At 52.2% G+C, this 25,084-nt stretch carries 25 protein-coding genes; 12 read left to right on the top strand and 13 right to left on the bottom strand.

Annotated features, from left to right (window positions below; all coding sequences use genetic code 11):
• Nucleotides 1-4: 4 nt before the first annotated feature.
• The 5 genes from QXF46_00180 to QXF46_00200 form a co-directional block, all read right to left on the bottom strand.
• Nucleotides 5-604, bottom strand: coding sequence for a DUF99 family protein (locus tag QXF46_00180; GenBank protein ID MEM0225286.1), 600 nt, complete (start codon nt 602-604; stop codon nt 5-7).
• Nucleotides 604-1,698 (bottom strand): Xaa-Pro peptidase family protein, encoded by a 1,095-nt coding sequence (locus QXF46_00185; GenBank protein ID MEM0225287.1) that lies wholly within the window; start codon nt 1,696-1,698, stop codon nt 604-606. Before QXF46_00185 ends, QXF46_00180 begins: the two co-directional genes overlap by 1 nt.
• Nucleotides 1,699-1,774: 76 nt before the next feature.
• Nucleotides 1,775-2,698, bottom strand: a complete 924-nt coding sequence (locus QXF46_00190; GenBank protein MEM0225288.1) for a hypothetical protein — start codon at nt 2,696-2,698, stop codon at nt 1,775-1,777.
• Between the two features lie 172 nt (nt 2,699-2,870).
• Entirely contained in the window at nt 2,871-5,039 is a 2,169-nt protein-coding gene (locus QXF46_00195; GenBank protein ID MEM0225289.1) for a CDC48 family AAA ATPase, read from the bottom strand.
• Between the two features lie 60 nt (nt 5,040-5,099).
• Complete coding sequence (locus QXF46_00200; GenBank protein MEM0225290.1) at nt 5,100-6,248, bottom strand: TGS domain-containing protein; 1,149 nt, start codon at nt 6,246-6,248, stop codon at nt 5,100-5,102.
• 241 nt (nt 6,249-6,489) lie between these two features.
• Here QXF46_00200 and QXF46_00205 point away from each other — a divergent pair, with 241 nt between their 5' ends.
• The 8 genes from QXF46_00205 (at nt 6,490) to QXF46_00240 (ending at nt 14,954) form a co-directional block, all read left to right on the top strand.
• On the top strand, nt 6,490-6,642 hold the full coding sequence (locus tag QXF46_00205) for a hypothetical protein (GenBank protein ID MEM0225291.1): 153 nt from the start codon (nt 6,490-6,492) through the stop codon (nt 6,640-6,642).
• A 76-nt stretch (nt 6,643-6,718) separates the two neighbouring features.
• Nucleotides 6,719-8,239, top strand: coding sequence for a DNA topoisomerase VI subunit B (locus tag QXF46_00210; protein MEM0225292.1), 1,521 nt, complete (start codon nt 6,719-6,721; stop codon nt 8,237-8,239).
• Nucleotides 8,236-9,360 (top strand): DNA topoisomerase IV subunit A, encoded by a 1,125-nt coding sequence (locus QXF46_00215; GenBank protein ID MEM0225293.1) that lies wholly within the window; start codon nt 8,236-8,238, stop codon nt 9,358-9,360. The genes QXF46_00210 and QXF46_00215 overlap by 4 nt, the downstream gene beginning before the upstream one ends.
• Nucleotides 9,361-9,511: 151 nt before the next feature.
• On the top strand, nt 9,512-10,213 hold the full coding sequence (locus QXF46_00220) for a ribosome assembly factor SBDS (GenBank protein ID MEM0225294.1): 702 nt from the start codon (nt 9,512-9,514) through the stop codon (nt 10,211-10,213).
• Nucleotides 10,214-10,216: 3 nt separating this feature from the next.
• Nucleotides 10,217-10,915 (top strand): exosome complex RNA-binding protein Rrp4, encoded by a 699-nt coding sequence (rrp4, locus tag QXF46_00225; protein ID MEM0225295.1) that lies wholly within the window; start codon nt 10,217-10,219, stop codon nt 10,913-10,915.
• A 5-nt stretch (nt 10,916-10,920) separates the two neighbouring features.
• Nucleotides 10,921-11,661, top strand: a complete 741-nt coding sequence (gene rrp41, locus QXF46_00230) for an exosome complex exonuclease Rrp41 (protein MEM0225296.1) — start codon at nt 10,921-10,923, stop codon at nt 11,659-11,661.
• 9 nt (nt 11,662-11,670) lie between these two features.
• A complete protein-coding gene (rrp42, locus tag QXF46_00235) occupies nt 11,671-12,486 on the top strand; it encodes an exosome complex protein Rrp42 (protein ID MEM0225297.1) in 816 nt (271 codons plus the stop codon).
• Between the two features lie 44 nt (nt 12,487-12,530).
• Nucleotides 12,531-14,954: a GNAT family N-acetyltransferase gene (locus tag QXF46_00240; protein MEM0225298.1), complete on the top strand. Its 2,424-nt coding sequence runs from the start codon at nt 12,531-12,533 to the stop codon at nt 14,952-14,954.
• An 11-nt stretch (nt 14,955-14,965) separates the two neighbouring features.
• On the opposite strand, the gene truD is transcribed toward QXF46_00240, so the two are convergent.
• The 3 genes from truD to QXF46_00255 are packed head-to-tail and all read right to left on the bottom strand — an operon-like array spanning nt 14,966 to nt 17,146.
• The gene (gene truD / locus QXF46_00245; GenBank protein ID MEM0225299.1) at nt 14,966-16,303 is read right to left on the bottom strand and encodes a tRNA pseudouridine(13) synthase TruD; all 1,338 of its coding nucleotides are present in this window, start codon (nt 16,301-16,303) and stop codon (nt 14,966-14,968) included.
• Nucleotides 16,304-16,307: 4 nt separating this feature from the next.
• The gene (gene pth2 / locus QXF46_00250) at nt 16,308-16,658 is read right to left on the bottom strand and encodes a peptidyl-tRNA hydrolase Pth2 (GenBank protein MEM0225300.1); all 351 of its coding nucleotides are present in this window, start codon (nt 16,656-16,658) and stop codon (nt 16,308-16,310) included.
• The gene (locus QXF46_00255) at nt 16,655-17,146 is read right to left on the bottom strand and encodes an adenosine-specific kinase (GenBank protein ID MEM0225301.1); all 492 of its coding nucleotides are present in this window, start codon (nt 17,144-17,146) and stop codon (nt 16,655-16,657) included. Before QXF46_00255 ends, pth2 begins: the two co-directional genes overlap by 4 nt.
• Before the next feature lie 121 nt (nt 17,147-17,267).
• Between QXF46_00255 and QXF46_00260 the strand changes: the two genes are divergently transcribed.
• Both QXF46_00260 and QXF46_00265 read left to right on the top strand, forming a co-directional pair.
• The gene (locus QXF46_00260) at nt 17,268-19,097 is read left to right on the top strand and encodes a radical SAM protein (GenBank protein MEM0225302.1); all 1,830 of its coding nucleotides are present in this window, start codon (nt 17,268-17,270) and stop codon (nt 19,095-19,097) included.
• 7 nt (nt 19,098-19,104) lie between these two features.
• Nucleotides 19,105-19,575, top strand: a complete 471-nt coding sequence (locus tag QXF46_00265) for a hypothetical protein (GenBank protein ID MEM0225303.1) — start codon at nt 19,105-19,107, stop codon at nt 19,573-19,575.
• A 460-nt stretch (nt 19,576-20,035) separates the two neighbouring features.
• Here the strand turns inward: QXF46_00265 and QXF46_00270 are convergent, their stop codons facing one another.
• The 5 genes from QXF46_00270 to QXF46_00290 all read right to left on the bottom strand — a co-directional run bounded on the left by QXF46_00270 (nt 20,036) and on the right by QXF46_00290 (nt 23,490).
• Nucleotides 20,036-20,530 (bottom strand): PUA domain-containing protein, encoded by a 495-nt coding sequence (locus tag QXF46_00270; GenBank protein MEM0225304.1) that lies wholly within the window; start codon nt 20,528-20,530, stop codon nt 20,036-20,038.
• Between the two features lie 13 nt (nt 20,531-20,543).
• On the bottom strand, nt 20,544-21,050 hold the full coding sequence (locus QXF46_00275) for a hypothetical protein (GenBank protein ID MEM0225305.1): 507 nt from the start codon (nt 21,048-21,050) through the stop codon (nt 20,544-20,546).
• Nucleotides 21,051-21,230: 180 nt separating this feature from the next.
• Entirely contained in the window at nt 21,231-21,806 is a 576-nt protein-coding gene (locus QXF46_00280) for a tRNA (cytidine(56)-2'-O)-methyltransferase (protein MEM0225306.1), read from the bottom strand.
• A complete protein-coding gene (gene hflX / locus QXF46_00285) occupies nt 21,764-23,056 on the bottom strand; it encodes a GTPase HflX (GenBank protein MEM0225307.1) in 1,293 nt (430 codons plus the stop codon). Before hflX ends, QXF46_00280 begins: the two co-directional genes overlap by 43 nt.
• Nucleotides 23,002-23,490, bottom strand: a complete 489-nt coding sequence (locus tag QXF46_00290; GenBank protein ID MEM0225308.1) for a multiprotein bridging factor aMBF1 — start codon at nt 23,488-23,490, stop codon at nt 23,002-23,004. The genes hflX and QXF46_00290 overlap by 55 nt, the downstream gene beginning before the upstream one ends.
• 77 nt (nt 23,491-23,567) lie before the next feature.
• Between QXF46_00290 and QXF46_00295 the strand changes: the two genes are divergently transcribed.
• Both QXF46_00295 and QXF46_00300 read left to right on the top strand, forming a co-directional pair.
• The gene (locus QXF46_00295; protein MEM0225309.1) at nt 23,568-23,819 is read left to right on the top strand and encodes a winged helix-turn-helix domain-containing protein; all 252 of its coding nucleotides are present in this window, start codon (nt 23,568-23,570) and stop codon (nt 23,817-23,819) included.
• Nucleotides 23,816-25,027, top strand: coding sequence for a nicotinate phosphoribosyltransferase (locus QXF46_00300; protein ID MEM0225310.1), 1,212 nt, complete (start codon nt 23,816-23,818; stop codon nt 25,025-25,027). The genes QXF46_00295 and QXF46_00300 overlap by 4 nt, the downstream gene beginning before the upstream one ends.
• Nucleotides 25,028-25,084 lie beyond the last annotated feature (57 nt).

Below are 25,084 nucleotides of genomic sequence, written 5' to 3' on the forward strand. Positions count from 1 at the left end.
GGGATTAATGTGCTCCAATATATTGCTGTTCTGAGGCGAGACGCTTCATGTAGGCTCGCGCGAACAAGCTAGCCACTCTTAGTGGCTCGGGTACGCTGCCGTGCAACGTGAACGAATTGATCACGACTTCGGCTTCACGCTTGTTCAAACCGTAGAACCTTACGAAAACTCTAGCACCAGTCCTCCTGATTAAAATTGGCTCTCGGGGACCTAACCTATGGTACATTTCCAAGCGTTTAATATCGTTTCCAAAGTATTTCACTATGTAATGCTCTATCCCAGGAGATTCTTCGTAAGTTAGGCTCAGCAGCGGAATCTGGGTCTCCCTGTATACGCGCTCCAGATCTATGATGTTAAACCACGATATTATGCATCCGTTTATCATTATACAGTTAACATCTTTTCGGCCTAAAGTTTCGATGATCGACAGGACTCCATCTGTCGCGTCGAGACCGCCAACAGTGACCTCCGCTAGAGCGGCGCCGTCTATGATGTAATCCCTCCTCATAACGACGCCCGCTAACGCAGATTTGGGGTGCGTTCGCAGGAAGCTCTCTGCAATGCCAAGACACCTGAAACCCCGCTTGTAAGGGTTCACTTTCATCACAACGTCAGGAACTTGGGGAAAGAGGTTAAAACTTCAGGGCCTTGCTCGGTCACGAGCACAATGTCCTCGACTCGAATGCCGAAGGCTCCATAGACGTAGATGCCGGGCTCTACGGTAACCACGTCGCCGGGGAGAAGGGATGTAGTTGCTTCAGCATTTAGGTAGGGTTCCTCGTGAATATCTAAACCTAAGCCATGACCTAAGCCGTGGTTAAAGTACATCAAGAGCTTCTCGCGCCTTAGCGTTTCGACAGCCGTCATATGAACCTCGCGCGCCTGAACCCCGGGCTTTATAACCTCGATTGCGCGCTCTTGCGCCTTAAGCACTGCCCAGAACTTGCCCTGGAACTTACCATCGCATCCGCCGTAGGTAAGAGTTCTGGTAAGATCGGAACAGTAACCATCAACTCTAGCCCCCAGATCTATCTTTACAGGATCGCCGCGCCTCAACTTCCGGAGCGAAGGTTTAGCGTGAGGATGAGCGGAGTGTTCGCCAAAGGCTACTATCGGCGGGAAAGATGGCTCACACCCGCATCTCATGATGCAACTCGTGATCTCTGCTGCCACCTCAGCTTCAGTAATGCCCGTTTCTAACATTGTGATCGCTTTTGCTAAAGCCCGTTCCGCAACTCTGGCAGCGCTTCGGAGAGCCTCCACTTCGGAGGGATCTTTCCTCCTCCGAAGGGTCAAGAAATCCTTTGTCAGGTCGACGCCGGCAGAACCGAGTTCTTCCTCCAGCCTTCTACGGGCCTCCTGTGAAAGGCCTGCATACCCCCATCTCCCCTTTCCAGCGCCTTCGAGCAGCTTCTTAAGAGCGTCGTAAAACCCCCCCAGAATCGCGTTCTCGTACTCAGCTACTTCTCCCTCCTTAAGATACGTGAAGTGTTTACCAAGCTTGGCCTCATCTAAAGTTCTTGTGAACTCCAGCCTTGAAGAAAGCGTAACAATATCGTCGAAATTGACTATGGCTGCCGAAGGAGCATCGCTCCCTATCAGGTACTGGATGTTAGATGAACCCATCACTATGAGAGTGTTCAACCCCTTCTCGGCTAACAGCTCCCTCACTCTTGAAAGGTGCGTTGAAAAGTCCACCACAACATCTCGATAAGTGCCGGCCTAAAAACCCAATCCATTGTAGCACGAGCAAGGGCCCGTCTCTTAGTACGGACTACTGCGGCGCTATCGAGGCTGCCAGTTCAACGTTAGCTGGGTTTAGCTCTAGGCATACACCGCAGTAATTGCAACCGGAGACGAAGCCTTCCTCACGTATGAGCCCGTATGGGCAGAAACGAGCTCCCTCACGAGCATACACCTTTAGCTTCCTGCTAATCGATCTCCATGACAAGGGTATACCGCTGCTACGTGAGGGTCCTGTGTAGGATAGCCATGAGAGCATGTAGGTTACGTCGTACAGCCGTATGGGCACGATCGAAGATAGGATGTTCTGTTCAACCTGAGTTACGCAAGCTAAGCTTACGTCTAGTGACGTCAGCTCCTCAGCGACGCCTAAGAGCAGCGTTGTGGAAACATGTGGGGAGTGTAACCTAAAGAAGTGCTGGCCGAGTTTGTACACCAGGTTGGGCGTGAGAACCAGCGCTGATGCCCCAGAATCTATGACCATCTTACTCAAGCTCACGAGGCTTGTGCTCGCAGCATTTATCTTGAGCGTTAAAGGAGTCTTCAATAGTGCGCTAAGCTCCTTAGCGAGCTCAATTATGTATGCTAGATCCTTTCCAGCAAGTAGGCAGGACAGGTTCACGTCGAGCTCTACCGCATCCACCCCCCTGCCTACTCTCTCGATGAGCTCCTCAGCCTCCTTGAGGCTCCTAACCGCTATTGATAGAACCCTCCTCGCTTCGGTGGGTACCGCGTTCAGAAGGGCTTGAATCTCCTCAACTTGCGAGCTTAAGGGACGCGTTAATGCGAACGCGCCCCCCGAGTCCACGGATAAGAGCTTAAACCTGGTATAGGCATTTGACGAGCTATAAAGTGGATCCACGATGGAGACGGTAGGTGTGAAGACTATAGACGCCCCGTTGGCAACCGCGTCTCTCACCATGAGAGTAGATGCTACCTCAACTTCGCTGCTCAAGCCCCACGCACTTCTCAGCTGTAACCCAGCAAAACGAGGCAAGATCCTCTCAAGCCATTTGACCATTCAGGAGGATTTAAAACTGCTACTGGCTTCGTGCGCTAACATGTGTACGCTCAACTCCCGCCTAAACTTCTAGTGCTCAGCTCCGTGAAGCTGAACGTGAAACATCTTAGGCCAAGATGCGCTTAAATTCTTCAGCTATTCTTTTGTAACGTTCGATGTCTTCTTTGGTTATGCTAGGTTTGACAGCTTCCATCGACTTCAGGAAGTGTTTCATTGTAACCTTAGTGGGCTTTCCCGCCTCTCTAAGAGCGATGATTGCAGCCTCTTTGCACAGAGCGGCCAGGTCGGCACCTGTGTATCCCTCCGTCGCGTCCGCGATTTTCTCGAGGTCTACGTCTTCGGCTAGCGGCATTCGCCTCGTGTGCACTTTGAGGATTTCAAGCCTTGCAGCCCGGTCGGGCGGAGGCACGTAGATGATCCGGTCAAACCGGCCGGGCCTCAACAAAGCCGGATCAATAATGTCGGGCCTATTCGTCGCCCCGATCACTACGACCCCCTCCAGTTTCTCTAACCCGTCCATTTCCGTCAGCAACTGGTTCACGATCCTATCCGTGACTCCTGAATCAAACCTGTACCCGCGTCGTGGGACTATGGAGTCTATCTCGTCGAAAAAGATGATGCAAGGAGCTGCCTGTCGAGCTTTCCTGAATATCTCTCTGATTGCTCTCTCGCTTTCGCCAACCCACTTGCTGAGGATCTCCGGGCCTTTAACCGCTATGAAGTTCGCCTCACTTTCTGTCGCAACCGCCTTCGCCAACAGAGTCTTACCACAACCCGGCGGACCGTAAAGCAGCACACCCTTCGGAGGGTCAATGCCCATCTCCTTGAAGAACTCGGGGTGCTTAAGGGGCCACTCCACTACCTCCCTCAGTTGCTGCTTCACGTCCTCAAGTCCACCAATATCGTTCCAGCGGACCTCTGGGATTTCGACGTACACCTCCCTCAAGGCTGAGGGTTGAATATCCTTGAGAGCGTCGAGGAAGTCGAGTCGCGTTACTTTAAGCTCCTTCAGGAGCTCCGGAGGTATAGAGGGCTTGTTCAAGTCGATCTTTGGTAAGAACCTGCGAAGGGCTCTCATAGCAGCCTCTCTACACAGTGCAGCGAGGTCAGCGCCCGTGAACCCGTGGGTGATATCGGCTAGCTCATCAAGGTTAATGTCATCGGACAACGGCATATTCCTCGTATGAACTTGAAGTATCTCTTTCCTAGCTCGCTTATCGGGTACGGGGAACGCTATCTCCCTATCGAAGCGCCCCGGCCTCCTAAGAGCTGGGTCCACGGCGTTAGGGCGGTTCGTAGCGCCGATTACGATGACGTGACCCCTGCCTTTCAAACCATCCATTAGGGCGAGGAGCTGTGCTACCACACGTTTCTCGACTTCTCCCGTTACTTCCTCCCTCTTGGGCGCGATCGCGTCAATCTCATCAATGAAGATGATCGCCGGCGCGTTCTCTTCAGCTTGCTTAAAAATCTCTCTTAACCTCTGCTCGCTCTCACCGTAGAACTTGCTCATAATCTCAGGGCCGTTAATGGCAATGAAAAACGCTCCCGACTCGTTAGCGACAGCTCTCGCCAGCAGCGTTTTACCGGTGCCTGGTGGGCCGTAAAAGAGGACTCCTTTGGGCGGGTCTATCCCCAAGTGAGAAAAGAGTTCAGGATGCTTTAGGGGAAGCTCAATCATCTCCCTCACTTTCTGCTTAACTTCTTCAAGATCGCCGATGTCTTCGTAAGTTACCTTTGGTATCGCAAGCTCCGCTTCCGACACGGGTTCGCTTCTCACAACGACTTCTGTTTCAGGCGTAATCCGCACAGATGCGGCGGGCTGAGTGGAGACTACCACGAAGCGCAAAGCCGTGTTAAACACTGGTATCTCTACGACGTCTCCCCGTCTAAGGGGTCGGTATAGAAGCCGCTCTCTAACGTAATCTGAAAACTCGGGTGAAACGGTGAGCCCGCCGATCCCCATCGGTGCTAGTGTTATGCGCTGCGCAGGCTGCAGTTGCACAGGGCGGACTGACACGCTCTCGCCGATGGATACGCCCGCGTTGTGGCGTGTAACCCCATCCATCCTGATGTAACCCAACCCTTCATCCTCAGGGTAGGCCGGCCACGCTATCGCAACAGTTGTTTTCTTTCCGGTGATCTCTACAGCATCACCCGGCTCTATCCCCAACTTTAACATGATGCTTCTATCGATCCTCACAATCCCCCGGCCCACATCGCGCTGTTTAGCTTCGGCAACTCTTAGAATCGCCTCCTTATCGCGTGAAGCCATATGAGCGCTGTTCTGAGCTGGGGGCTTAAAAGTTGTTCCGCGCCTGCTGTTCAGGGGGCTTTACGCCACGATTTCGATGGTATCCAAATCATTTAATTCGAAATCTATACCAACTTTTACGGGATTAAACCTAAACCTGCGCTCATTCCACACTAGGGCGTATTTGAATTCTTTGACTAAACGACTGTGAATTCTCTCCGCTACGTCAACCACTCGCGCTCCCCGCCGCAGGACCAGTGGTTTCTTGCTGACCTCTCCATCCTTGGAGGTGTACACGCGAATTAGGTTGAGGCTTCGGAAGAGGTGCTCGCCGATCGCATCCTTCAACTCCTCCGAGTTGGTACCGTCAAAGCACAGCACTTTCGTCCAGCTCGCGGCGTCCCTAACTATGGCTAGAGTTTTTGCGCTGCGATCAAGCTTCGTCACAATTACCACCGACGGCTTGTACGCGGTAGACTCGAGAATAGCGGCTTCTACATCGTCGAGAGAGGCATCGTCTGTGAGCCAGACCAGCGCGTGGTAGATTCCGTAATCGCGCAGCAAGTTCGCTACCTCGTTTACGCGCAGTCGGCCACCGATGACGCTCACACCCCCACTGCCCCTACGCTCTATCACAACTTTCCTCCTCTCCTCTTTGAGAGCTATTCCCCTGTTGCGCAGCATGCTTTCCAGCATAGATAGCTGAGAGAGGGGGTCTTGCTCACCGTCAATCACCAAGGCTATCGCGTCGGCGTTGTAAGCCAGCGAAAGCGGCAAGCTGTTTCGCGATGAACCCTCTGAAGGAACGAGGGAGGGGGTGTCAACTACCTGGATCTCGACGCCGCCATCCCAGATCATCATTCCAGGCTGAGGCTTCTCCGTCTCAAACGGTATCTCACTGCAAGGAACTTCAACGCCGGTCAACGCTTTGAAAAGGGTGCTCTTCCCCGAGTTTGGAAACCCCAGCAGCACCAACTGGATATCCCCCTCCTTCTCAACGAAAAGGGAACGTCCTCTCCCACTGCTCTTACGCTTAGTTTTCTCGAGCTCTATCTCTTCCCTCAAGCGCGCGATCTGACGTCGAACCTGCATCAGAAGCTTCTCCGTACCCTTATGGCGCGGAACGGTTGACATAAACTCGATCAGTGCCTGCAGGCGCTCTTCCTTCGTTCTGGCCATCTCAACCTTCTTCCACGCCGCCTTGGCTTGAGGAGGAAGGTTTGCCGGCATTTCAAAGCATATCTAGGTTACTACCTTAAGTGTCTTTGCGTGCCCCCTGGTCTGTGATGCAGCAGTTCCTAGAGTGCGCTTTCAAAAGAGGATTGGGTCACGCAGCCAAAGGCTGGTACTCACCCGACGGTGAGAGAGGGTTGAATGGGCATCCAGAGGCCAAAACCGAGAGAATGTGTGGAAGCTCGGACTACTATGCATGAATGATACCAATAAAATACACGTATGATTAGGGTATTACGTGAAGAGTAAGATCCTGATCGGGGCTCTGGCGTTGGCGCTGGGCTTATTGACTGGAGGGCTTGAAGGCCTGATACTGGCAGCCGTGGTTGTCCTACTGTTAGCAATTCCCAACCACAGAAGTAAAAGGTACATAATAAGGATTGTAGCCTAATTTTTCTCGCCAGCTAATAATTTCAAAACATTCATTAAAGGTGGCTTAAAAAAGCCTTACTTGATGGGAGCAGCCTGTGAGTGAGCGATTCAAGCAGCTTAGCCCCTCAGAGTTCTTCTACCGGAACAGGGAGATAGCAGGTTTCTCGAACCCAGCAAGGGCTGTCTACCAGGCTGTCAGGGAGCTTGTGGAGAATGCATTCGACGCTACCGAAATGCATGGCATCCTCCCTCTCATCACGATTCAGCTTAAGGAGGATTCCGAAGGTAGGGTCTTCCTTGCGGTCGAGGATAACGGCATTGGAATCTCGTCTCTCGAGGTGCCAAACGTCTTCGGCAGGGTCTTCTACGGGTCAAAGTACGTTTTGAGGCAAAGTAGGGGCGTGTTCGGCTTGGGAGTGAAGATGGCAGTTCTTTACGCGCAGATGACTACTGGTCAGCCGGTCAGAGTTAGAACTGCTACAAGGCGTTCGAAGTTCATCTACGAATTTGAAGTGATGATTAGCATCGAGAAGAATGTCCCCATAATAAAGAGTATAAAAGTCTCAAAGAATGACTCAGGTTGGCATGGGACGCGAGTAGAGCTTGTACTTAGGGGGAACTGGAGTCAAGCCAAAAAGAGGGTGGAAGAGTACATAAGGCGGACGGCCCTCATAGCGCCTTACGCTACCATCATCTTTGAGGCACCTGACCTATCGTTGAAGTTTGAGCGTACGATGAGCAAGCTTCCACCATCGCCAGTGGTAGGTAAACCTCACCCGAAGGGTGTGGACGTGGAGATGCTCAAAATGATGATAGAAAGTACGAAGAAGAGTGCAACACTACAGGAGTTTCTGATGGAGAACTTTGATGGGGTCGGAGCCGTCACGGCTGCGAAGTTCTGCGAGTGGGCAGGCTTTGATCCGAATGTTAAAATAAGGAATTTGAAAAATGATGAAATAGAACTTTTAGCATCTAAAATGCAAGAGTTTAGTGGCTGGAGAAGGCCGAAAGCAAACATGTTATCTCCTCTTGGCGAAGAGCTTCTCATAGAAGGCGTAAAAACGGTTCTAAACCCTGAGTTCGTAACCGCCGTTTCAAGACCCCCCTCTTCATACGGTGGCTACCCCTTCATTGTCGAAGTCGCGCTAGCTTATGGAGGCGCGATAGCTCCGGTTGAAGCTCCGATGTTGCTAAGGTTCGCTAACAAGATACCGCTCCTATACGACGAAGGTGTAGATGTGTCAACGAAAGTAGTGCGCGATAAAATAGACTGGAGGATCTACAAAGTGGAGTTCCCCGCACCCTTAGCGATCGTGACACATGTATGTTCCACGAAAGTCCCCTTTAAAGGGGTTGGAAAGGAGGCAGTAGCTGACGTGCCCGAATTGGAGAGCGAGTTAGAAGCTGGAGTAAGGGAGTGCGCCCGAAGGCTGAGGCTTTACCTCTCTCGCTTAGAGAAGCAGCTGGAGGTGAAGCGGTGGGAAACAACGATTAGGAAGTACATCGATGATGTCGCCAGATCAACGAGTTACGTGACAGGCATTGACGAAAACGTGCTTCGAAGTAAACTGTATGACCTGGTTAGGAGCAAGGTTGCAAGGGGTGGTAGCCGGTGAGAAACCTGATCGATCGTCACAGGGCAGAGGCTTTAAAGGCGCTGGAAGAGGTTGGACGAAGGATCGCCTCTCAAGTATTGAACGGCGAGGAACCCTTTCTGGAAATACCTGTCAGAACGCTAGCCAACGTAGTCTGGGATCCGAAGTCGAAGCTGCTGAAGTTAGGTTCGAAGAAGCTGAGGAGGGAGTTCCTCGATATGGGGGAAGCGAGGAGATTCATGCAGACTGTCTTAATGCTCTCCCTGATCGTTAGGGCTATCCGAGAGGGGGACTACCCAACCATAAGGGACCTCTACTACGCAGGGAAACACACTTTGGAGTACGTTGACGAGTTCGGCAAGCCGAGAAGGGAGGAAACGTGGGACACGCAAAAGGAATCGGACTCCATTATTCAGGATCTAGAGGTGCTTACAGGACATCTAAGGGAACACATGGGTATTCTGCATGATACTAAGGGCAAGATAGTTGGGCGCATCGTGATCCGATCGGGGACAGACACTATCGATTGTTCGCGCATGGGTGATGGTGCGTACTCCATCCCGCCGAACCCTGACTCGCTTGAGCTGCTCAGCGTAGACGCTGAGTATGTTTTGGTGATCGAGAAGGATGCGATATTCAACAGGCTGAACAAGGAGAGGTTCTGGGAGAAGAACAGGTGCCTGCTGGTCACAGGTAAGGGGCAGCCGGATAGAAGTACGAGACGCATGGTAAGGAGGTTGTGGGAGGAGCACGGGCTTCCTGTGTACGTGCTCACAGACGCGGATCCTTACGGATTTTACATTTACAGCGTATACAGAAGCGGATCGATAACTCTCGGTTACGAAAGCGAGCGATTAGCAACTCCTGGAGCAAGGTTTCTTGGGCTCACTGTAACGGACATCTACGACTACAAGATACCGCGGAACTTCATCATAAAGGCGAAAGAGAGGGACTTGAAGAGGGCTCAGGAGCTCCTGAACTACCCTTGGTTTAGGGAATCTAAGGAATGGGTTAGGCAACTAAAACTATTCCTCGAGAAGCAGGAGAAGGTTGAGATCGAAGCACTCAGCGGTTACGGCTTCAAGTTCTTAACGGAGAAGTATCTTCCGGAGAAGTTGAGCACAGGCGCTTGGATCGAGTGATCAATGTTCAGACAGCTGCGGGTCATCATTGCTTAAGGCTCGAGCATTCACCTCCATCATCACTGTTAACTCAGGTTTGAGGGCTCGTAAAAAATCTTCCCCTTGCGAGCTCAGCACCTTTTATAAGCAGCTTCAAGGTACGGTTCACAGTATGGGTTCAAAGAAGCTGGCTATCGCTAGGCTATCTAAAGGCGGTAAGAAGTTTGAGGTGGTTGTGGACGTGGAGAAGGCTTGGAAGTTCAAGGAGGGGGAGAACATAAGCATAAGGGAGATCGTTGAGAGCCCGCACGTCTACTACGATGCACGGAAAGGGTTAAAGGCATCGCCCGAGGATCTACATGCGGTTTTCGGCACAGACGATGTAATCCGTGTCGCGGAGGTGATCATAAAACAGGGAGAGCTTCAACTTACGGCTGATCAACGGCGCGAGCTCATAGAGATGAAGAAGAGGCAGATCATCGAGTTCCTTTCACGCAACGCGATCGATCCTCGCACCAATGCGCCTCACCCGCCGAAGAGGATAGAACTCGCGCTAGAGGAAGTCGGATTCCCAGTTGATCCCTTCAAGCCTGTTGAGGTGCAAGTCCAGGAGGCCATAAAGGCCCTCAGCCGCGTTTTACCTCTGAAAATCGCTAAAGCCTTGCTCGCAGTCCGAGTTCCCCCACAGTACGCTGGTAAGACGTACACTGCTCTTAGCCGGCTTGGGAGGATTGTGAGAAGCGAATACTCTAGCGACGGGTCGTTAGTGGCGGAGCTCGAAGTGCCCGCAGGCTTAACAGAGAGCGTAATATCGCAGGTCGGCGCGATCACAAGGGGGGAGGGCGAGGTGAAGATTTTGAACATAGGTGGTTGAAGCATGCCATCCCTGTACGTGTCGAGTGGGCAGATAGTCGTGCCCGGGGAGCTTGTAGCAGAAGGGTCCTACGAGGTCAGCGGTCCGCACATGGTTAGCGGCAAGAAGTACTACGCCAAGGTTCTGAGCGTCGCTATAGTCGAGAAGCCGAGAAAGATTCGCTTGATCCCCCTGAAGCGGAGCTACATCCCCTCCGAAGGGGACCTCGTAGTGGGAAAAGTTATTGACGTTGGACCCACCTTCTGGCTCGTTGACATCAACTCACCCTACACAGCCATCCTTCAGGCTTCAGAGGTCTTCCCACGGCCTTCGCCATCTGCTAGGGATCTGACGGAGATCTTCCAAGTAGGAGATGTAGTAATCGCTAAAGTATTGTCGTTCGACTTCCTCCACGATCCTCTTCTGACCGTGAAGGAGTCGAAACTGGGTAAGATGGAGAAGGGTCTGCTGGTGGAAGTTCCGCCGACTCGTGTTTCTAGAGTCATCGGTAAGAAGGGTCAAGTTGCCGACTACCTTAAGGAAACCTTTGGTGTTGAACTAATCATTGGGAGGAACGGGCGCGTAGTAATTATAGGTAGAGAAACTGATCGTGAGGCTGCGGCTGCTTATGTAATCAAGCGGTTGTGTGCAGAGCCGTACATCGAGGATCCTCTTGAGGCTGCAAAGAAACTCGTATCTTCCGCACTGGTAGGTAGGGGGTGAAATCGATGGCGGAAAAGGGTAAAGTTAAGCTATTGACGGATGATGGGAGAAGGCTCGATGGGCGTGCGCTAAACGAGCTCCGAGCTTTCCGCATTGAAGCGGGAGTACTCAAAAACGCGGATGGGTCCGCCTACATAGAGTGGGGAAGGAATAAGATTATAGTGGCAGTTTATGGGCCCAGGGAGGTTCATCCACGCCACGAAGCTCTACCGGATAGAATGCTACTTAGATGCCGTTACTCGATGCTACCCTTCTCCGTAGTCGAGGAGAGGAAGAGCCCCTCACCCACCCGAAGGGAGATAGAAATATCGAAGGTGATCAGGGAGGCCCTGGAGCCCGCTATCTTCCTCGAGGAATACCCCAGGACGTCGGTCGATGTTTTCATCGAGGTTATCGAGGCAGATGGTAGTACAAGAGTTGCATCAATCACGGCTGCGGCCGTAGCTCTCGCCGACGCCGGCATACCAATGAGAGACCTGGTAGCAGGAGTCTCGATTGGAAAGATCGAAGGCAAGCTGGCAATCGACCTTAACGGTCTTGAGGATCAGCATGGTGAGGGCGACATGCCAATCGCTATGATGCCTAGGCTCAGGGAGGTGACGCTGCTACAGGCCGATGGAAGATTCACCCCAGAAGAGATCGTTCAGGCTCTCGAAATGGCGAGGGAGGCTGTAATGAAGCTTTACGAGGAGCAGCGGAGAGCTCTAAAAGAAAGGTATTCAAAAGTTAGTCTAGAGTACGAGTAGGTGAGCTGAGTGAGCGAAAGAGTGTATACCGTGATCCCTGCGCCGCGGCGCGAAGCTATACGCTCGATGATAAAGCGGGGTGAGAGAGTCGATGGTCGAAAGCCTGAGGAGTTTAGGGAAATCTCAATAGAGGTTGGAGTCGCAGGAAACGCGGAGGGGTCGGCAAGAGTGTCCCTAGGGCACACCAAGGTGATCGCTGGTGTGAAAGCCTCGCTGGGTCAGCCTTTCCCCGATAGTCCCGGTGCGGGTGTTCAGGTAGTTCATGCGGAGCTTATCCCGCTAGCATCTCCAATATTTGAACCTGGGCCACCGGACGAGAATGATATCGAGCTGGCAAGAGTGATCGACAGGGGCCTTCGCAGCGCGCCAGCTTTGAAACTGGAGGAGCTGGTGTTGATCCCGGGTAAGCAGGTTTGGCGTATATTCGTAGACATATACCCTATTGATCATGACGGCAACATTATTGATGCATCAGGGCTCGCTGCAATGGCAGCGTTGCTAAACGCCAAGATACCTAAGTACACGGTGACTGCGGAAGGCACGCTCCTTAAAACCGAGGAAAAAACGCGGTTACCAATAGCAGACATACCTGTCTTCGTGACACTAGCCAAGATCGGCGACGCGATAGTCATAGATCCCTCCTACGAAGAGGAGCTCGTCATGGACGCTAGGATCACGTTCGCTCTAACGAAGGACGGTCACGTGTGTGCCATACAAAAGGGTGGAAGAGGAGGCTTCACGGTCGAGGAGTTGACAAGGGCGCTTGAAATGGCACGGGAGGCCGCTCCTAAAGTGCGAGCTAAACTGGAAAGCCTACAGGCTTAACCCAGAGTAGCCCGCGTAGATGGCTCGGGTGGCGAATTTAAAAGGTGCTGGTTAAGAGCTTCTTTTACGCCGTGAAGATCTTCGTGCTAAACGAGGAGATAGTTGATGACATTCGCTCAGCCATCAAGTACGCCAGGCGAGCCAACCACAGAGTAATGCTCGTACTCTTCGGTGAAAATGATGGGAATCTAGTAGCCGCAGCAGCCGAGGCGATTAACATTTTCTTAAGGTTTAGCGAGATTAGAGCGGAAGGAATACTTTACATGTACCACGCGTTCTATGAGGATGGAGTATCGAGGAAGGAACTGTTTGAAAAACTAGTGAAAGATCGCGAAACCGTTACCTATATACCGTACCATGAGAGCGAGAAAGTACTAGGTAGAACATTCGACGCGGCGGTGGTAGATCTAATCAATAATCTTGAGCCGAACGACATTGGCCGAGTCTCAGGCGTTGTCGCGGGCGGCGGATTATACGTGCTCATGATGCCTAGCCCGCAGCGGCTGAACAAGATGGTAACAAGGTTTCAGAGCATGCTTCTAACTCCACAATACGGCGCTGAGCACCTTAGGAGATTGTTTGAGGAACGTTTTATTCGTAAACTTTTCCAGTTCGACGGTATAGCTATATACGATGTTGATAACAGAAAGGTGCTGAAGTACACAAACTGTCCCAAGGCTGTGGCAAAGGTTAGAAAGATAAAAGTAGAAGTTCCTCAGAATAGGAAGTTTCCCGACGAGGTATACAACCTAGCGGTTACGCAAGACCAGGTTGAGGTTCTTAGATTGCTTGAGAGATTCTACGAGAAGGTTGGAGAAGGGGAAAAGCTAGTTGCCGTCATTACAGCCGACAGAGGGAGGGGTAAATCTGCGGCCGTTGGCTTGGCTCTGGCGGCTCTAGCTCATAAGCTGAGGAGAGCGAAGGGCCGGTGCAGAATCATAGTAACTGCGCCGAATGAGCTTAACGCGCAGGTGCTGTTCCGTTTCGCTAAGCTCGGGCTTACGAACCTTGGGCATAAGGTAGAAGCAATCGAAGAGAAAGGATACGTAACCGGACTGAAGTCAAGGGGAATTGAGATAAAGTACTTCAGCCCCCTTGAAGCCGTCACGAAGAGAGCCGACATCCTGGCAGTAGACGAGGCCGCATCGCTACAAGTTCCCATGCTCTTCGCGCTCCTAAGAAGGCACTCGAAGGTGATCTACTCTTCAACAATCCACGGTTATGAAGGTGCAGGGAGGGGGTTCTCCGTCCGCTTCCTGCGGAGACTAAAGCAGTTGAGGAATGTTGAGATCCTTCAGTACGAAATGAGCGAACCCATAAGGTATTCTGCCGGCGATCCTGTGGAAAGATGGGCATTCGACACTCTCTTGCTAGACGCTGAACCGGCGCCGATAACCGAGGAGGACCATAAGCTAGTTGAGGAGAAGAGAGTAACATACTGGGCACCCGATCCTGAAAGTTTCTTCCTAGTGGACGAAAAGTCGTTACGGGAGTACTTCGGGATCTACATAATGGCTCACTACAGGAACAACCCCAACGATTTGGGAATGATAATGGATGCCCCCCACCATCGAGCTCGGGCTCTTAAGCTAGAGAACGGCAAGATAGTCGTTTCTATCGAACTGGCAGAAGAGGGCCCCCTTGACGAGGAATTGGCTAAACAGTGCGCTAGGGGGGCGTGGATAATGGGTAACATCATACCGGATCGATTGATAAAGTACTACAAGCTAATAGATTTTGGCAGGTTTAAAGGCTTTCGAATAGTCAGGATAGCGACGCATCCGGATCTCTGGGGAAAGGGGTTAGGTTCCTTAGCTCTGAAGGAGATCGAAAATGAGGCTGTGAAGGAAGGGTACGACTGGGTGGGTGCAGGCTTCGGAGTTACTCTGGAGCTCCTGAACTTCTGGCTTAAGAACGGCTACGTGCCGCTGCACCTATCGCCCGAAAGAAATCCAGTGAGCGGTGAGTATTCCGCGCTCGTCGTTAAGCCGCTGAACGAGAAGGTTGCTACATACGTAAGTACGATGGCCATGGAATTTAAACGAAGGCTGCTGCTATCGCTTGCGGAACCCTACCACGATTTGGGGCCTCGGATCGTTCGAGCGCTGTTGCGCTCAACGCCAAGCGTCGACGTCACGTGGAACTTAACGCCGCACCAGATCGGTAGGTTAATCTCGTACGCGCAAGGAGATATGACGCTGGAAAACTGTATGGACTGCATGGTCGAGCTAGCTAGAGTGTACTTCATGAAAGGGTTCAATTTCCTTAGCGAGGAGCAAGAACTGCTGCTGATCACGAAGGTTCTTCAAGCTAAGAGCTGGCGCGTCACGTGTGCGGAGCTAGGAATGACGCCACCAAGAGCTATCGAACTCCTCAGAGGAGCCGCAAGAGCGATGTGCACGGAGATGCTTGGACTCAGGACTGAAGAGGATAGTCAAAAGTACCTTTTCTTAAAGTTAAATGAATGAAAAATAACTATTTAGAAACCTTGTTTAGCTGGATCAGTTGGTTTTACAAACTCTCTCATGAGCACGGTTGCGTAAGATCCCCGACGTAGCACGAATCGGAAGTTCGCCTCAGGCGCGTCATTGCTGATGACCTTCCACTCTAGCTGGGAAGCGTTCATCACGAAGGGTCTATAGGTACCTTTCGATGATGCCTCCGGCATCGCCTTGATCTTAAAGGAGTCGAGCGATAACCCCTCTTCTCTAAGCACCTCGTTTTCTATGAGGCCTGGCTCGCCCTCGGCTAGAACGCTGGAGTAGCCGAAGACATTACCTACCACGCTCGCTTTTCCCATCGCAACCAGTTCGCGAAGCTTGTCTAAGTTGGTTGTTCGAGCTCGGAGGATGGCACCTTCGTTGTCTCCAAGCATGACAAGATCGCCTGGAACCGGTTCTGCTAGCGGTAGCCCTGCTTCGATGCGCCTGCTCAGCACCTTGTTGAACAGGTATGCCTGGTAAGCCTCGATGAACAGCTGCCTGACTGCCACTGGAAGGGTGCGTATTGCTCCTGTGTAATCACCGGGGTGCTTGCAAAGGTATTGTAGAATCATCCGTTCATGGTGCAGCCTTTTTGGGAAAATCTTGAGGGCACCTTCAATATCCCAGGTTGACGCCAGGTACTGCCTGGCTTCTCTCGCTCTCTGCGACTCGTATGGAAAGACCCGCGTTAGGAGCTCTCTTACAGCCTCTTCAAAGCGACCGTGTATGATCATCCTCCCTATCACATGGGTGATAGGCCTAATTGTTCCGAAGCGTTGGTAACCGTAATAGTTCGGTGCCCCACCAGCTTCACAAATTTCATTTACCAGCGAGCTTATCCTTTCCTCCGCCTCACTGGGGGGAACGCTCAATCGCCTCACCGTTATTTCAAAGAGGTTACCCACGAGCATGCCTGGAGCAAGCTTGAAAGGCATACGGAAAACGTCGTGAATCAGAACCTTCTCACCAACCCTCTTCGGTATTGAGCCTGGGTCGATGCCTTCGCCGCAAACGAGCTGGAATGTGATAGCGCGCGAGTCCTTTAGGCCGGCAGCACTAAACCTTTTGTGGCTGACGCCGATTGCGCGTGCCAGAGCGCGCAATGCTGTCAACGTATCAACGCCTCGCTTCTCGAGTAGGAACCACACATAGTCCCCTGAACCGCTGAGCTGATTGGAGCAACCCGGTCTGCAGAGAATGTTTCCAAGAGCGATCTCGAAAACTTTGAAATCCTCCAACCTTTCACGTAGAACACCCCCGATACCCTCTCCCTCCGTTACGTAGAACAGAATTCCGAGATCTCTGTCCAGTTGCGAACGCGTTGGTGCGGGCATTACTCTATAGCAGCTTGAGTTTGCCGGTCAACTTGTCTACTAGCTCCTCTGGTGCGGGCCCGATCGCTACCGCAGTTACGGTGCCCGGGGGCAGCTGCGTTAGACCCATGTCGGCAATCAATGCTGCTGGGAGGTTCATCATCAAGGCCTCCCTGTAAATACTCTCCAACTCCTCTAGACTTGAAACCTTGAGCACGATTTTCTTTTGGCCGCTCTTCACCCACTCTTCGAACCAATCGGGCCTCTCTCTCCTTGCCACCTCAGCTGCGGTGACTGCGGCATGTGCAACTTGTACCGCCAGCTTCCCTTTTCCCATCTTAATGTCAGTCCTGACGATGATCGCCTGCTTTGTCATCCTCGCTTATACCCGATTCGCCTCAGGAATTCCATCCTTTCACGCTTTTCACTGTCCCCCTCCACTCCGACGGGTTTAAACCCATCAACGACTCCCAGCACAGCGCGTCCCTGATCGGTCTCAGCTACTATGACCTGAACGGGGTTAGCTGTCGCGCAGTACAGCGTCACGACCTCCTGGACGCCCTTAATGACGTTCAGAACGTTAATGGGCCAAGCCCCACGCAGGTAGATGGCGAAGAAGTGACCAGCACCAACCTCGAAGGCAGTCTTTGCTGCGAGCCGCTTTAGTTCCTCATCGTTCCCCTCGACTCGGACGAGCCGGTGGCCCGATGCTTCACAGAACGCTACTCCGAAGCTTGCGCCCGGAACCGTAGTGACGATCGCCTCGTAAAGGTCCTCCACCGTCTTGATGAAGTGGGCTTGGCCCAGTATGACGTTTGTTTTCTCTGGTACTTCCACTTGTACAACGAGGATTTTCGGCTGCACAGGCGGCCATTATCAACTGTTTTATAAAATGCTTTCGGGAGTCGTTTGAGCAGACGGACATTCTTCGCAATAACCATTTAAGCCGTCGAAAAGGAGGGGATACGCGGGTCTGGTGACTCAAATGTCGGATAGCTCTTCAACCCTCGTGCTTGACCGTGTTAACTACCTTCAAATCAAGGATCTGCCCCCCGATGAAATCGGCGAGCAAGTTAGAAGGTACATCCCTCTTCTCTTTCCAAAACCGGGTATTGACTACAAGGTCTATCTAAGCGATTACCCACCGCTTCGCGAGGGGGAAGAGCTCGTCACGAAGACCCTATCTGTCTGCCCCTACTGTTACTCGCTAGTCACGGCCGTACTCGTGAAACGGGATGGGAAGGTCTACGAGCGCAAGGTGTGCCCCGAGCATGGCGAGTTTGAGGAACTGTATTTCGGAGACTACTCGCTCTACGAGCGCTTCCGGAGATGGCAGAAGGATGGTAAGGGAGTGTGGACTCCGAACGTTCAGTTGCAAGCCCTATGCCCCTACAACTGCGGGCTTTGTGCCCGGCACAAGAGCCATACCGCTTTGCTGAACATCGCTGTTACGAATAGGTGTGAGCTGAGATGCTGGTACTGTTTCTTCTACGCCGTTAAAGCCGGCTATGTCTACGAGCCCTCACTCAACCACATACGATTCATGCTGCGAGAGGCTAGGAAGATGCTCCCCTACCCGGCCGTCGCTGTGCAATTCACGGGGGGCGAACCCCTGCTGAGAGAAGACATCGTCGATATAGTGAGGATCGCGAGGGAAGAGGGCTATCATCACGTTCAGGTCAACACTGAGGGTGTGCGGCTAGCCTTTGAACCGGATCTAGCGGTTAAGCTGCGGGAAGCCGGCACAAACGTCATTTACATCAGCTTCGACGGTGTAACACCGTACACGAACCCGAAGAACCACTGGGAGATACCCTACACGCTTGAGAACCTCAGAAGGGCGAAGCTAGGCGCTGTGCTCGTTCCTACCGTCATCAAGGAGTACAATCTGCACGAAGTCGGCTCCATCATCCGCTTCGGAGTGAAGCACGCGGACATCGTGAGAGGGGTCAACATGCAGCCTGTATCTATCGTGGGGAGGGTTCCAAGGAGGGAACGCGAGAAACTGAGGGTTACAATACCCGACGTTCTGGCAGAGATCGAGAAACAAACTGGAGGCCAAATCAGGAGGGAAGACTGGTACCCTGTGCCTACCGTAGCGCCAATTTCGAGGTTCGTCGAGGTGGTAACGGGAAGACCACAGTTTGAGCTCACGTGTCACTTCGCCTGCGGCGCTGCCACGTACCTCTTCTGGGACAGCGTTGATGAACTAATTCCGATCACGAGGTTCGTCGATGTAGCAGGTATCATGGAGCTGCTGGACAAAGCAGCGAGTGACATCAAGCGCGGGAGGAACAAGTACATCGTCCTACTGAGTACTCTAACGAAGCTGGGTAAGTACGTTGATGTAAGCCAAGCTCCCAGAAGGTTCAGGAAAAAGAGGAAATTCCTCCGATACATCTTCAACATACTAGTGAAGCACGACTACTCCGCCTTGGGAGAGTTCCACTACCAGTCCCTCTTCTTGGGCTTAATGCACTTTATGGACACTTACAACTACGACGTCAGCAGAGTGCAGAGGTGCGAGGTGCACTATGCCATGCCCGACGGAAGGATCGTGCCATTTTGCACATTCAACGTCCTCCCCGAAATGTACAGGGATCGTGCTCAAAAGTTCTTCTCCTACACGATGGAAGAGTGGGAGAAAATCTCCGGAAGGAAGCTTTCCGAAGAGGTGTACGTTCGAAATATTAAGAAACTCATGAGCGGTGAGCCGTACAAGAGAGCTTACGAAGGCATAGCAGATGTATTCTCCATACCCTACGAGGAGCACGTCATGGCATCGAAACGCTTCGGGATACCAGTGGAGGAGTGAAGCCGCGATGATGGTTAAAACGTTCGATTTTTACGCTAGGTTTGACGATCCAATCCCCCGCACGGTCAAAGCCAAGGGGAGGCTTTACCTAGTTGAGAATCACAGGTTGACTGAGGTTCAGGGTACGACGAGAACCTTCATTTTGTCAGAGGATGCTCTCCACTTTGATATGGACTTCGGGGATGCCCTGCAGCTGAGCATAGCTGACATTGCACATGCGATTTCACGGGATGAGTTCGACTGCAAAGTCTCTCTATACGAGGCTGAGGGTGTTGTCTTGAAGCTTTACGATGTATTGGACAATAACTCTCCAAAGAAGCTAGTGATAGTTTTTAAACCGAATAAAGGCGAAGAAGCAAAGCGCTACGTGTGGAGCATGACTAACAGGGTTCAATGGCAGAGCAGGAAGACGGAGATATCCAAGCTGCTCGAGTTACATGAGACCGATCTAGCTAAACTTATCCCCGATTGGGAGTGACCGACCCGAATTAATGTTCTAGGCATTTCGGCAAATGCCTAGGTTAAAATCGTCAGCTATCAACTATGCTTTTATAGTAATATATAAGTATTTACTGAAAAACTTATAAGGAGAGCGCGAGGTAAGTTGCGGAGCCCCTATGACGGATTCTGAGAGAAATCATCTGCTTGAACATGTTGTCCTCGTTTCTAAGGAGATTTTAAGAAACACCAAGTCCCGAATGGTCTCGATAAAGCTCCGTACCCTTCTACGTTACGCGTATGTAGCGTACAAGCAGAGGACCACCGACCTGAACGCCATCAGGGGGCTAGTTCCCCGCGTGAAACCCCCATCTAGGTTGACCAACCAATACTTTTACCGGGAGATGGAGAGGGTTCTGAGAAACAATTTTAATATTAGGATAGAAAATAGGAGACAATTTCGGTACGTAGTTTTCTACAAGTAGTGATCTTCTGATTTTTTATCCTTCGTTTTTGACTCCTTTTCTCACTTTGACAGCGACCCCCGTCTTCTTCGTTAGGATTGTGCTGCCACTTACTACAGCCTTACCGATGGCAACTAGGTGTCCCTCATCGTCAACAACGAGGGTTTCGTCACCAGGTTTAAGCTCCGTATCAGCTGCTACCACATGTTTGCAAAAGACACTTCTTCCTTCAGCTACAAACTTGGCTAAATCTTTCTGAACCACCACGCGAGATTTAGGGAATGGAAGTATAGCTAGGAGTTTCTCGGCCCCTCTTAGCGATGGTACGAAGAAGCCGTCACTGGCCCTTATAGTGCCTATCAATTCCCCATTCACGTAAACCTCCCTTATCCTGCCCGTAAGAGGCGATCTACGCACTTCGACAACCCCGTTCAGCAGGTTTTCAGCCCCTTTCCCAAACTGATAGGCCAGAAGCGCCCTTAGCTCTCTCAACTCCAAGTCACTTGGACTGGATAGCCTAGCCTTATCCATAATTCATTTCCCTTTATTGTTCGAATTTTAACTCCTCAAGGATTCTGATAGCCCTCTTTAGTTTTTCAACGGCTACCCCATTGTCGAGCGCCTCTAAATCGCTGCCGCAGTTCGGACACCGGAACATGTAGTCTACTACTTCGTCGAACGAGTACTTGAACCTACAACTGGGGCAGTAAAAGAAGCTGTTACCCTCCTCGTACTCTAACCGGCGCTTAAGAATCTCCAGCGCTTTACGCCGGCGCTCCTCTAGCACCCGAGTGGGGAAGTCGTCCGTTAGCCGCCAGTAGTACAGGTACCAGCCCTGATCCACGTCCCTAACGCGACGGTACTTCACCAACCGCGACTCGTAGAGAGCGTTCAGAGTCCTCCTTATCACGCCAATCTCGATTCCCAATGCTTGAGATAGTTGCTCATCCGTTGCTTCACCTACCTTTATCAGCCGGTCTATGATCCTACCAGCGATCTCGCCGTGAATTTTCCTCGCAAGCGTAGATAGTACCTGCTCCCTCTCACTCACCAATTCATCACCCCGCTACACCTGAATCGGGTCGATCCCAGCGTAACCCCCTTAGGTTAATTAAGTCCTGCTCCCCTTATCAAGCTTTTCTAGATGGTGCGTATATCGAGGGTACCGAGTGTAGCGCCCCCTTACCTACTGGCTTGGTTTGACTTCTGCGGGATGCTAAGGAAACTCAGTTTAGCCGGAGATCTTTTCAACGATTTTGCCGCGCGGCGAGGGTATAATCCTTATTTTCGCGTTGAGGTATTCCCTCAACAACTCTGCTCCTCCGAAGAATCTATCGAGGAAGACGGCTAAAGCGCCCACCTCGCTGTGCGGCTGGTTTCCAATGGCTACATTGAAGTCTGCGAGCTCGTAGAGCTCTGCAGGAACCTTCTCAGCCCCCACTACGACCATGACTTTCTTACCTCTCCGCTTGATTCTCTCAAGAACATCAGATCCTACGATGTTTTCTCCATACATCGTCAAGTGAACGACGATGCCCCCCTCTTCCTTCCACTGGTTGATGGCATCCCTGTACGAACGCACTACTTTCACGAAAAAGGGGCCACCCCAGGTTTCAACGACCCTCTGGATGCTTTTGATAACGGTCTCCTCGATCTCCCCCGCGAAGATCACCCCCTGAGCGCCGAAAGCTCTCGCAACCAAACCCACGTGAGTGGATATCCTCTTATCCCTGCCGGGCCTGTGCCCTACCCTCAGGACAACTACTATCGGCTCTTCTCCAGCCTCGAGATGAACGCTCTCAACCACTCCTCCCTCCCCTCCACAATCGCCTTAACGCGGCCATCATCCTCGATAATCTGCCTGATGTAGACTTGCTTTGAAAGCTTCGAAAGATCTTCAACCGTCGACAGTTCTATTTCAGCTACAGTATAGTTCGGCAGCTTATCGAGTATGCTCCTCTTTAACGCATCCAACCCAAAGCCCGTTCGTGCCGATATGGCTATTGGCTCCAAGCCCAGCCTTCCGGCAATTTCGAGCGCGTCGTGCAGCTCATCGTCGCTGATCAGATCTACCTTATTGGCCACCGCAAGTACTCTATTCCTATCTACTCCCAACGATTGAAGGGTTGTGAGGCTGGCTGTAAGTTTCCGCTCAATTTCGCTGGGCTCCTCGCTGGCATCATAGATCAGTAACACTAGATCCGCGAGGACAACCTCTCCGAGGGTCGTGTAGAAAGCGTCGAGGAGCTGCGGGGGTAGGCAGTCGATGAAGCCAACGGTGTCAGAGACTATGACGGGGCGGTTCTCGATGATCGCGCGCCCCATCTTCGTGGAAAGAGTGGCGAAAGGTTTACCATCTACGTAGGCGGCCTGCCCGGTGAGTGCATTGAAGAGCGTGGTTTTTCCGGCTCCCGTGTAGCCTGTCAAAGCCAGGTAGTAGAGGCCGCTATCAATGCTCCTTCGCCGCCATCTTTCCGCTTTGCGAGCCCTTAGCTTGGCCAGCTCTTCCTTGATCTTCGCGATACGCCTTCTCACGTGCTTGTAGTAGGTATCGATCGCGTACTCGCCACCGCCCAAGAAGCCGTGCAGCTCGCCGATCTTCGCTAGCCTAAGCCATTCTCTGGCAAACGAAAGCTCTCTGCTCAGCTTGGCAAGCTCGATTTGAAGCTTTGCCTCCTTACTACCAGCCCGCTTGGAGAAAATCTCTAGGATGAGGTCGAACCTATCAATCACTTCGACTTTAAGCTCCTTCATTAGGTTGTAGGCCTGGTGGGGTTTAAGCTCGTTGAAGAATATGACCTTCTTCGCTCCCTTGCTTTTGACGAGCTCGGCCAGCATGGCTACTTTACCAGCGCCAATGTTGTACTTGGGGTCGGGATCCCGAACCTGGCTGACAACGTCCACGACTACGTAGCCCGCAGCCTCCGCTAGATCCTTAAGCTCGTACAGAAGGCTCCTTTCACCTCTACGCCTTCGTTCAACTAGGATTACGGGCGTGTACTCTACTCTTCGTCCTCCTCTCTGAAGACCACTATGTCTCCGAGCGTTTGCTCCCAATCGGCTCCCACCCCCTCCTTCCCCACGCGCTCCTCCTCTACTACTTCTACTAGCTTAACTTTAAGAATTCTCTCAAGCTTTTTCGCTAAATCGACGGGAGGGACTAGGCTTCCCTCCTCGATCCTCCTGATAACTGACACTTTAACCCCAACCATAGCTGCCAGGGCGTCTCTCGTTAAACCAACGCGCTCCCTAGCCTCCCTAATCACTTCAGCAAAATCCTCGATCACCTCCTCCGTGACTTGCGTTCTCCGGACGCGCGTGGGGACTCTTTTTGGTTCTCTCTTAGGCTCAACCTGACGCCGCTGGCCCAGCGGTCCATACACTTTACTGGCACGCTTAACGCATCTCTCGCAGAGGATGAGCTCAGCCCTATCAACGATACCCAAGTACGGGACCCCTCTAATCTCCTCGCCACAAAGCTCGCAGCGCACAGTGCAGAGGCTCGGACGCGCTTATAACGTTTTGCATCGTGAGCAACTTTAAAAGAACATCAGACTAGAGAGCAGCAGTGCCAAGCAAGATACTTACGGTGCGGGAAGCGCTAACTCACCCAGTGAGGAGGCAGATCATGCTAGCGCTATTTGATAATCCCGGCATAAACTTGCGGCAATTAGCCAGGTTGCTGAACATCGGCCCGGGAACGCTCGCAGGTCATCTGATGATTCTGCAAAGGCTGGGACTCGTGAGGGAGGAGCGAAAGGGCAAAAAAGTTTCCCTATACGTGAATGAAGAGTTTGTATTAGGGGCGTGGTACCGATGAGTTTCATATACGCGCTACCAGATGAAATAAAGAGCGGAAAGACGACCGACGTGTACTTTGAGAGGACACTCCAGATCCTAACTGGCGAAGGCTTGGACAAAGTGGAAGTTGCAGCTGAAGTGACGATCAGCGCGATCCCAGAAGACTATAAGTGGGTAGTGTACGCCGGGTCAATTGAGGTTCTCCGACTTCTCGAGGGTAAACGCGTTAATGTCTACTCGGTACCGGAGGCTACGCTACTGAGGCCGGTGGATTACAGAGGGGTTAGGATGCCGGTCATGGTCGTAGAGGGGCCGTACGGGGAATTCGCCCTCTATGAGACTGCTCTCCTTGGTTTCCTCGCGGCAGCATCAGGGATCGCCACGAAGGCCGCGAGAGTGAAGAAGGCTGCCGGGGACAAGATCGTCCTATCGTTCGGCGCCCGCCGAACGCACCCCGCCATAGCTCCGTGTGTAGACTACTACGCCTACATTGGGGGCTGCGATGGGGTTTCATGCGTAAAGGGTGCAGAGCTTATCGGTATACCCCCGTCAGGGACGATGCCCCACAGTCTCATGATCGTGTTCCGGGCCGTGAGGGGGGACCACACGCAGGCTTGGCTCGCTTTCGATAAGCACGTGGATCCCAGAGTCCCTAGAGTCGTGCTAGCTGACACATTCTGGGACGAGACGGAGGAGGCGCTGAAGGCAGCCGATCTCTTGGGCGATAAGCTTTGGGGGGTGCGCCTCGACACCCCGGGGAGCAGAAGGGGCAATATGACTTCCATCGTGAGGGAGGTTAAATGGAAGCTAAAGGCTGCCGGCTATACCAACGTAAAAATTGTTGTTTCAGGCGGGCTTAACGAGTACAGCATCCCAGCCCTCGCCGAAGCGGGAGCCGACGTCTTCGGGGTGGGCTCAGCTATAGCCAATGCACCTTACATAGATTACGCACTAGACATCGTGTCTGTAAAGGTTGGAGAGAAGTGGGTACCGATAGCGAAAAGAGGTAAGTATAGTGGGAAAAAGCAGGCCTATAGGTGCTGGGAGTGCCTCATTGACCTTGTCGTGCTCGAGAGCGAGGGGGCACCCAATTGCCCTCGCTGCGGGCGTCCCATGCAACCCCTCCTGGTCAAAGTGATGGAGCAAGGAAAAATATTGGTAGAAGTGGAACCACCGCAAAAGCTTCGTGAGAAAGTACTTTCCCAGATAAAGAGAGTGGAGTTGTAAAAGTCGGACGATAAACCGTTAAAACAGATCCTTCTGAGTGGGTGCCTACAAAATCCG

This window comes from Thermofilaceae archaeon, assembly GCA_038731975.1.
GTDB lineage: Archaea > Thermoproteota > Thermoprotei > Thermofilales > Thermofilaceae > JANXEW01.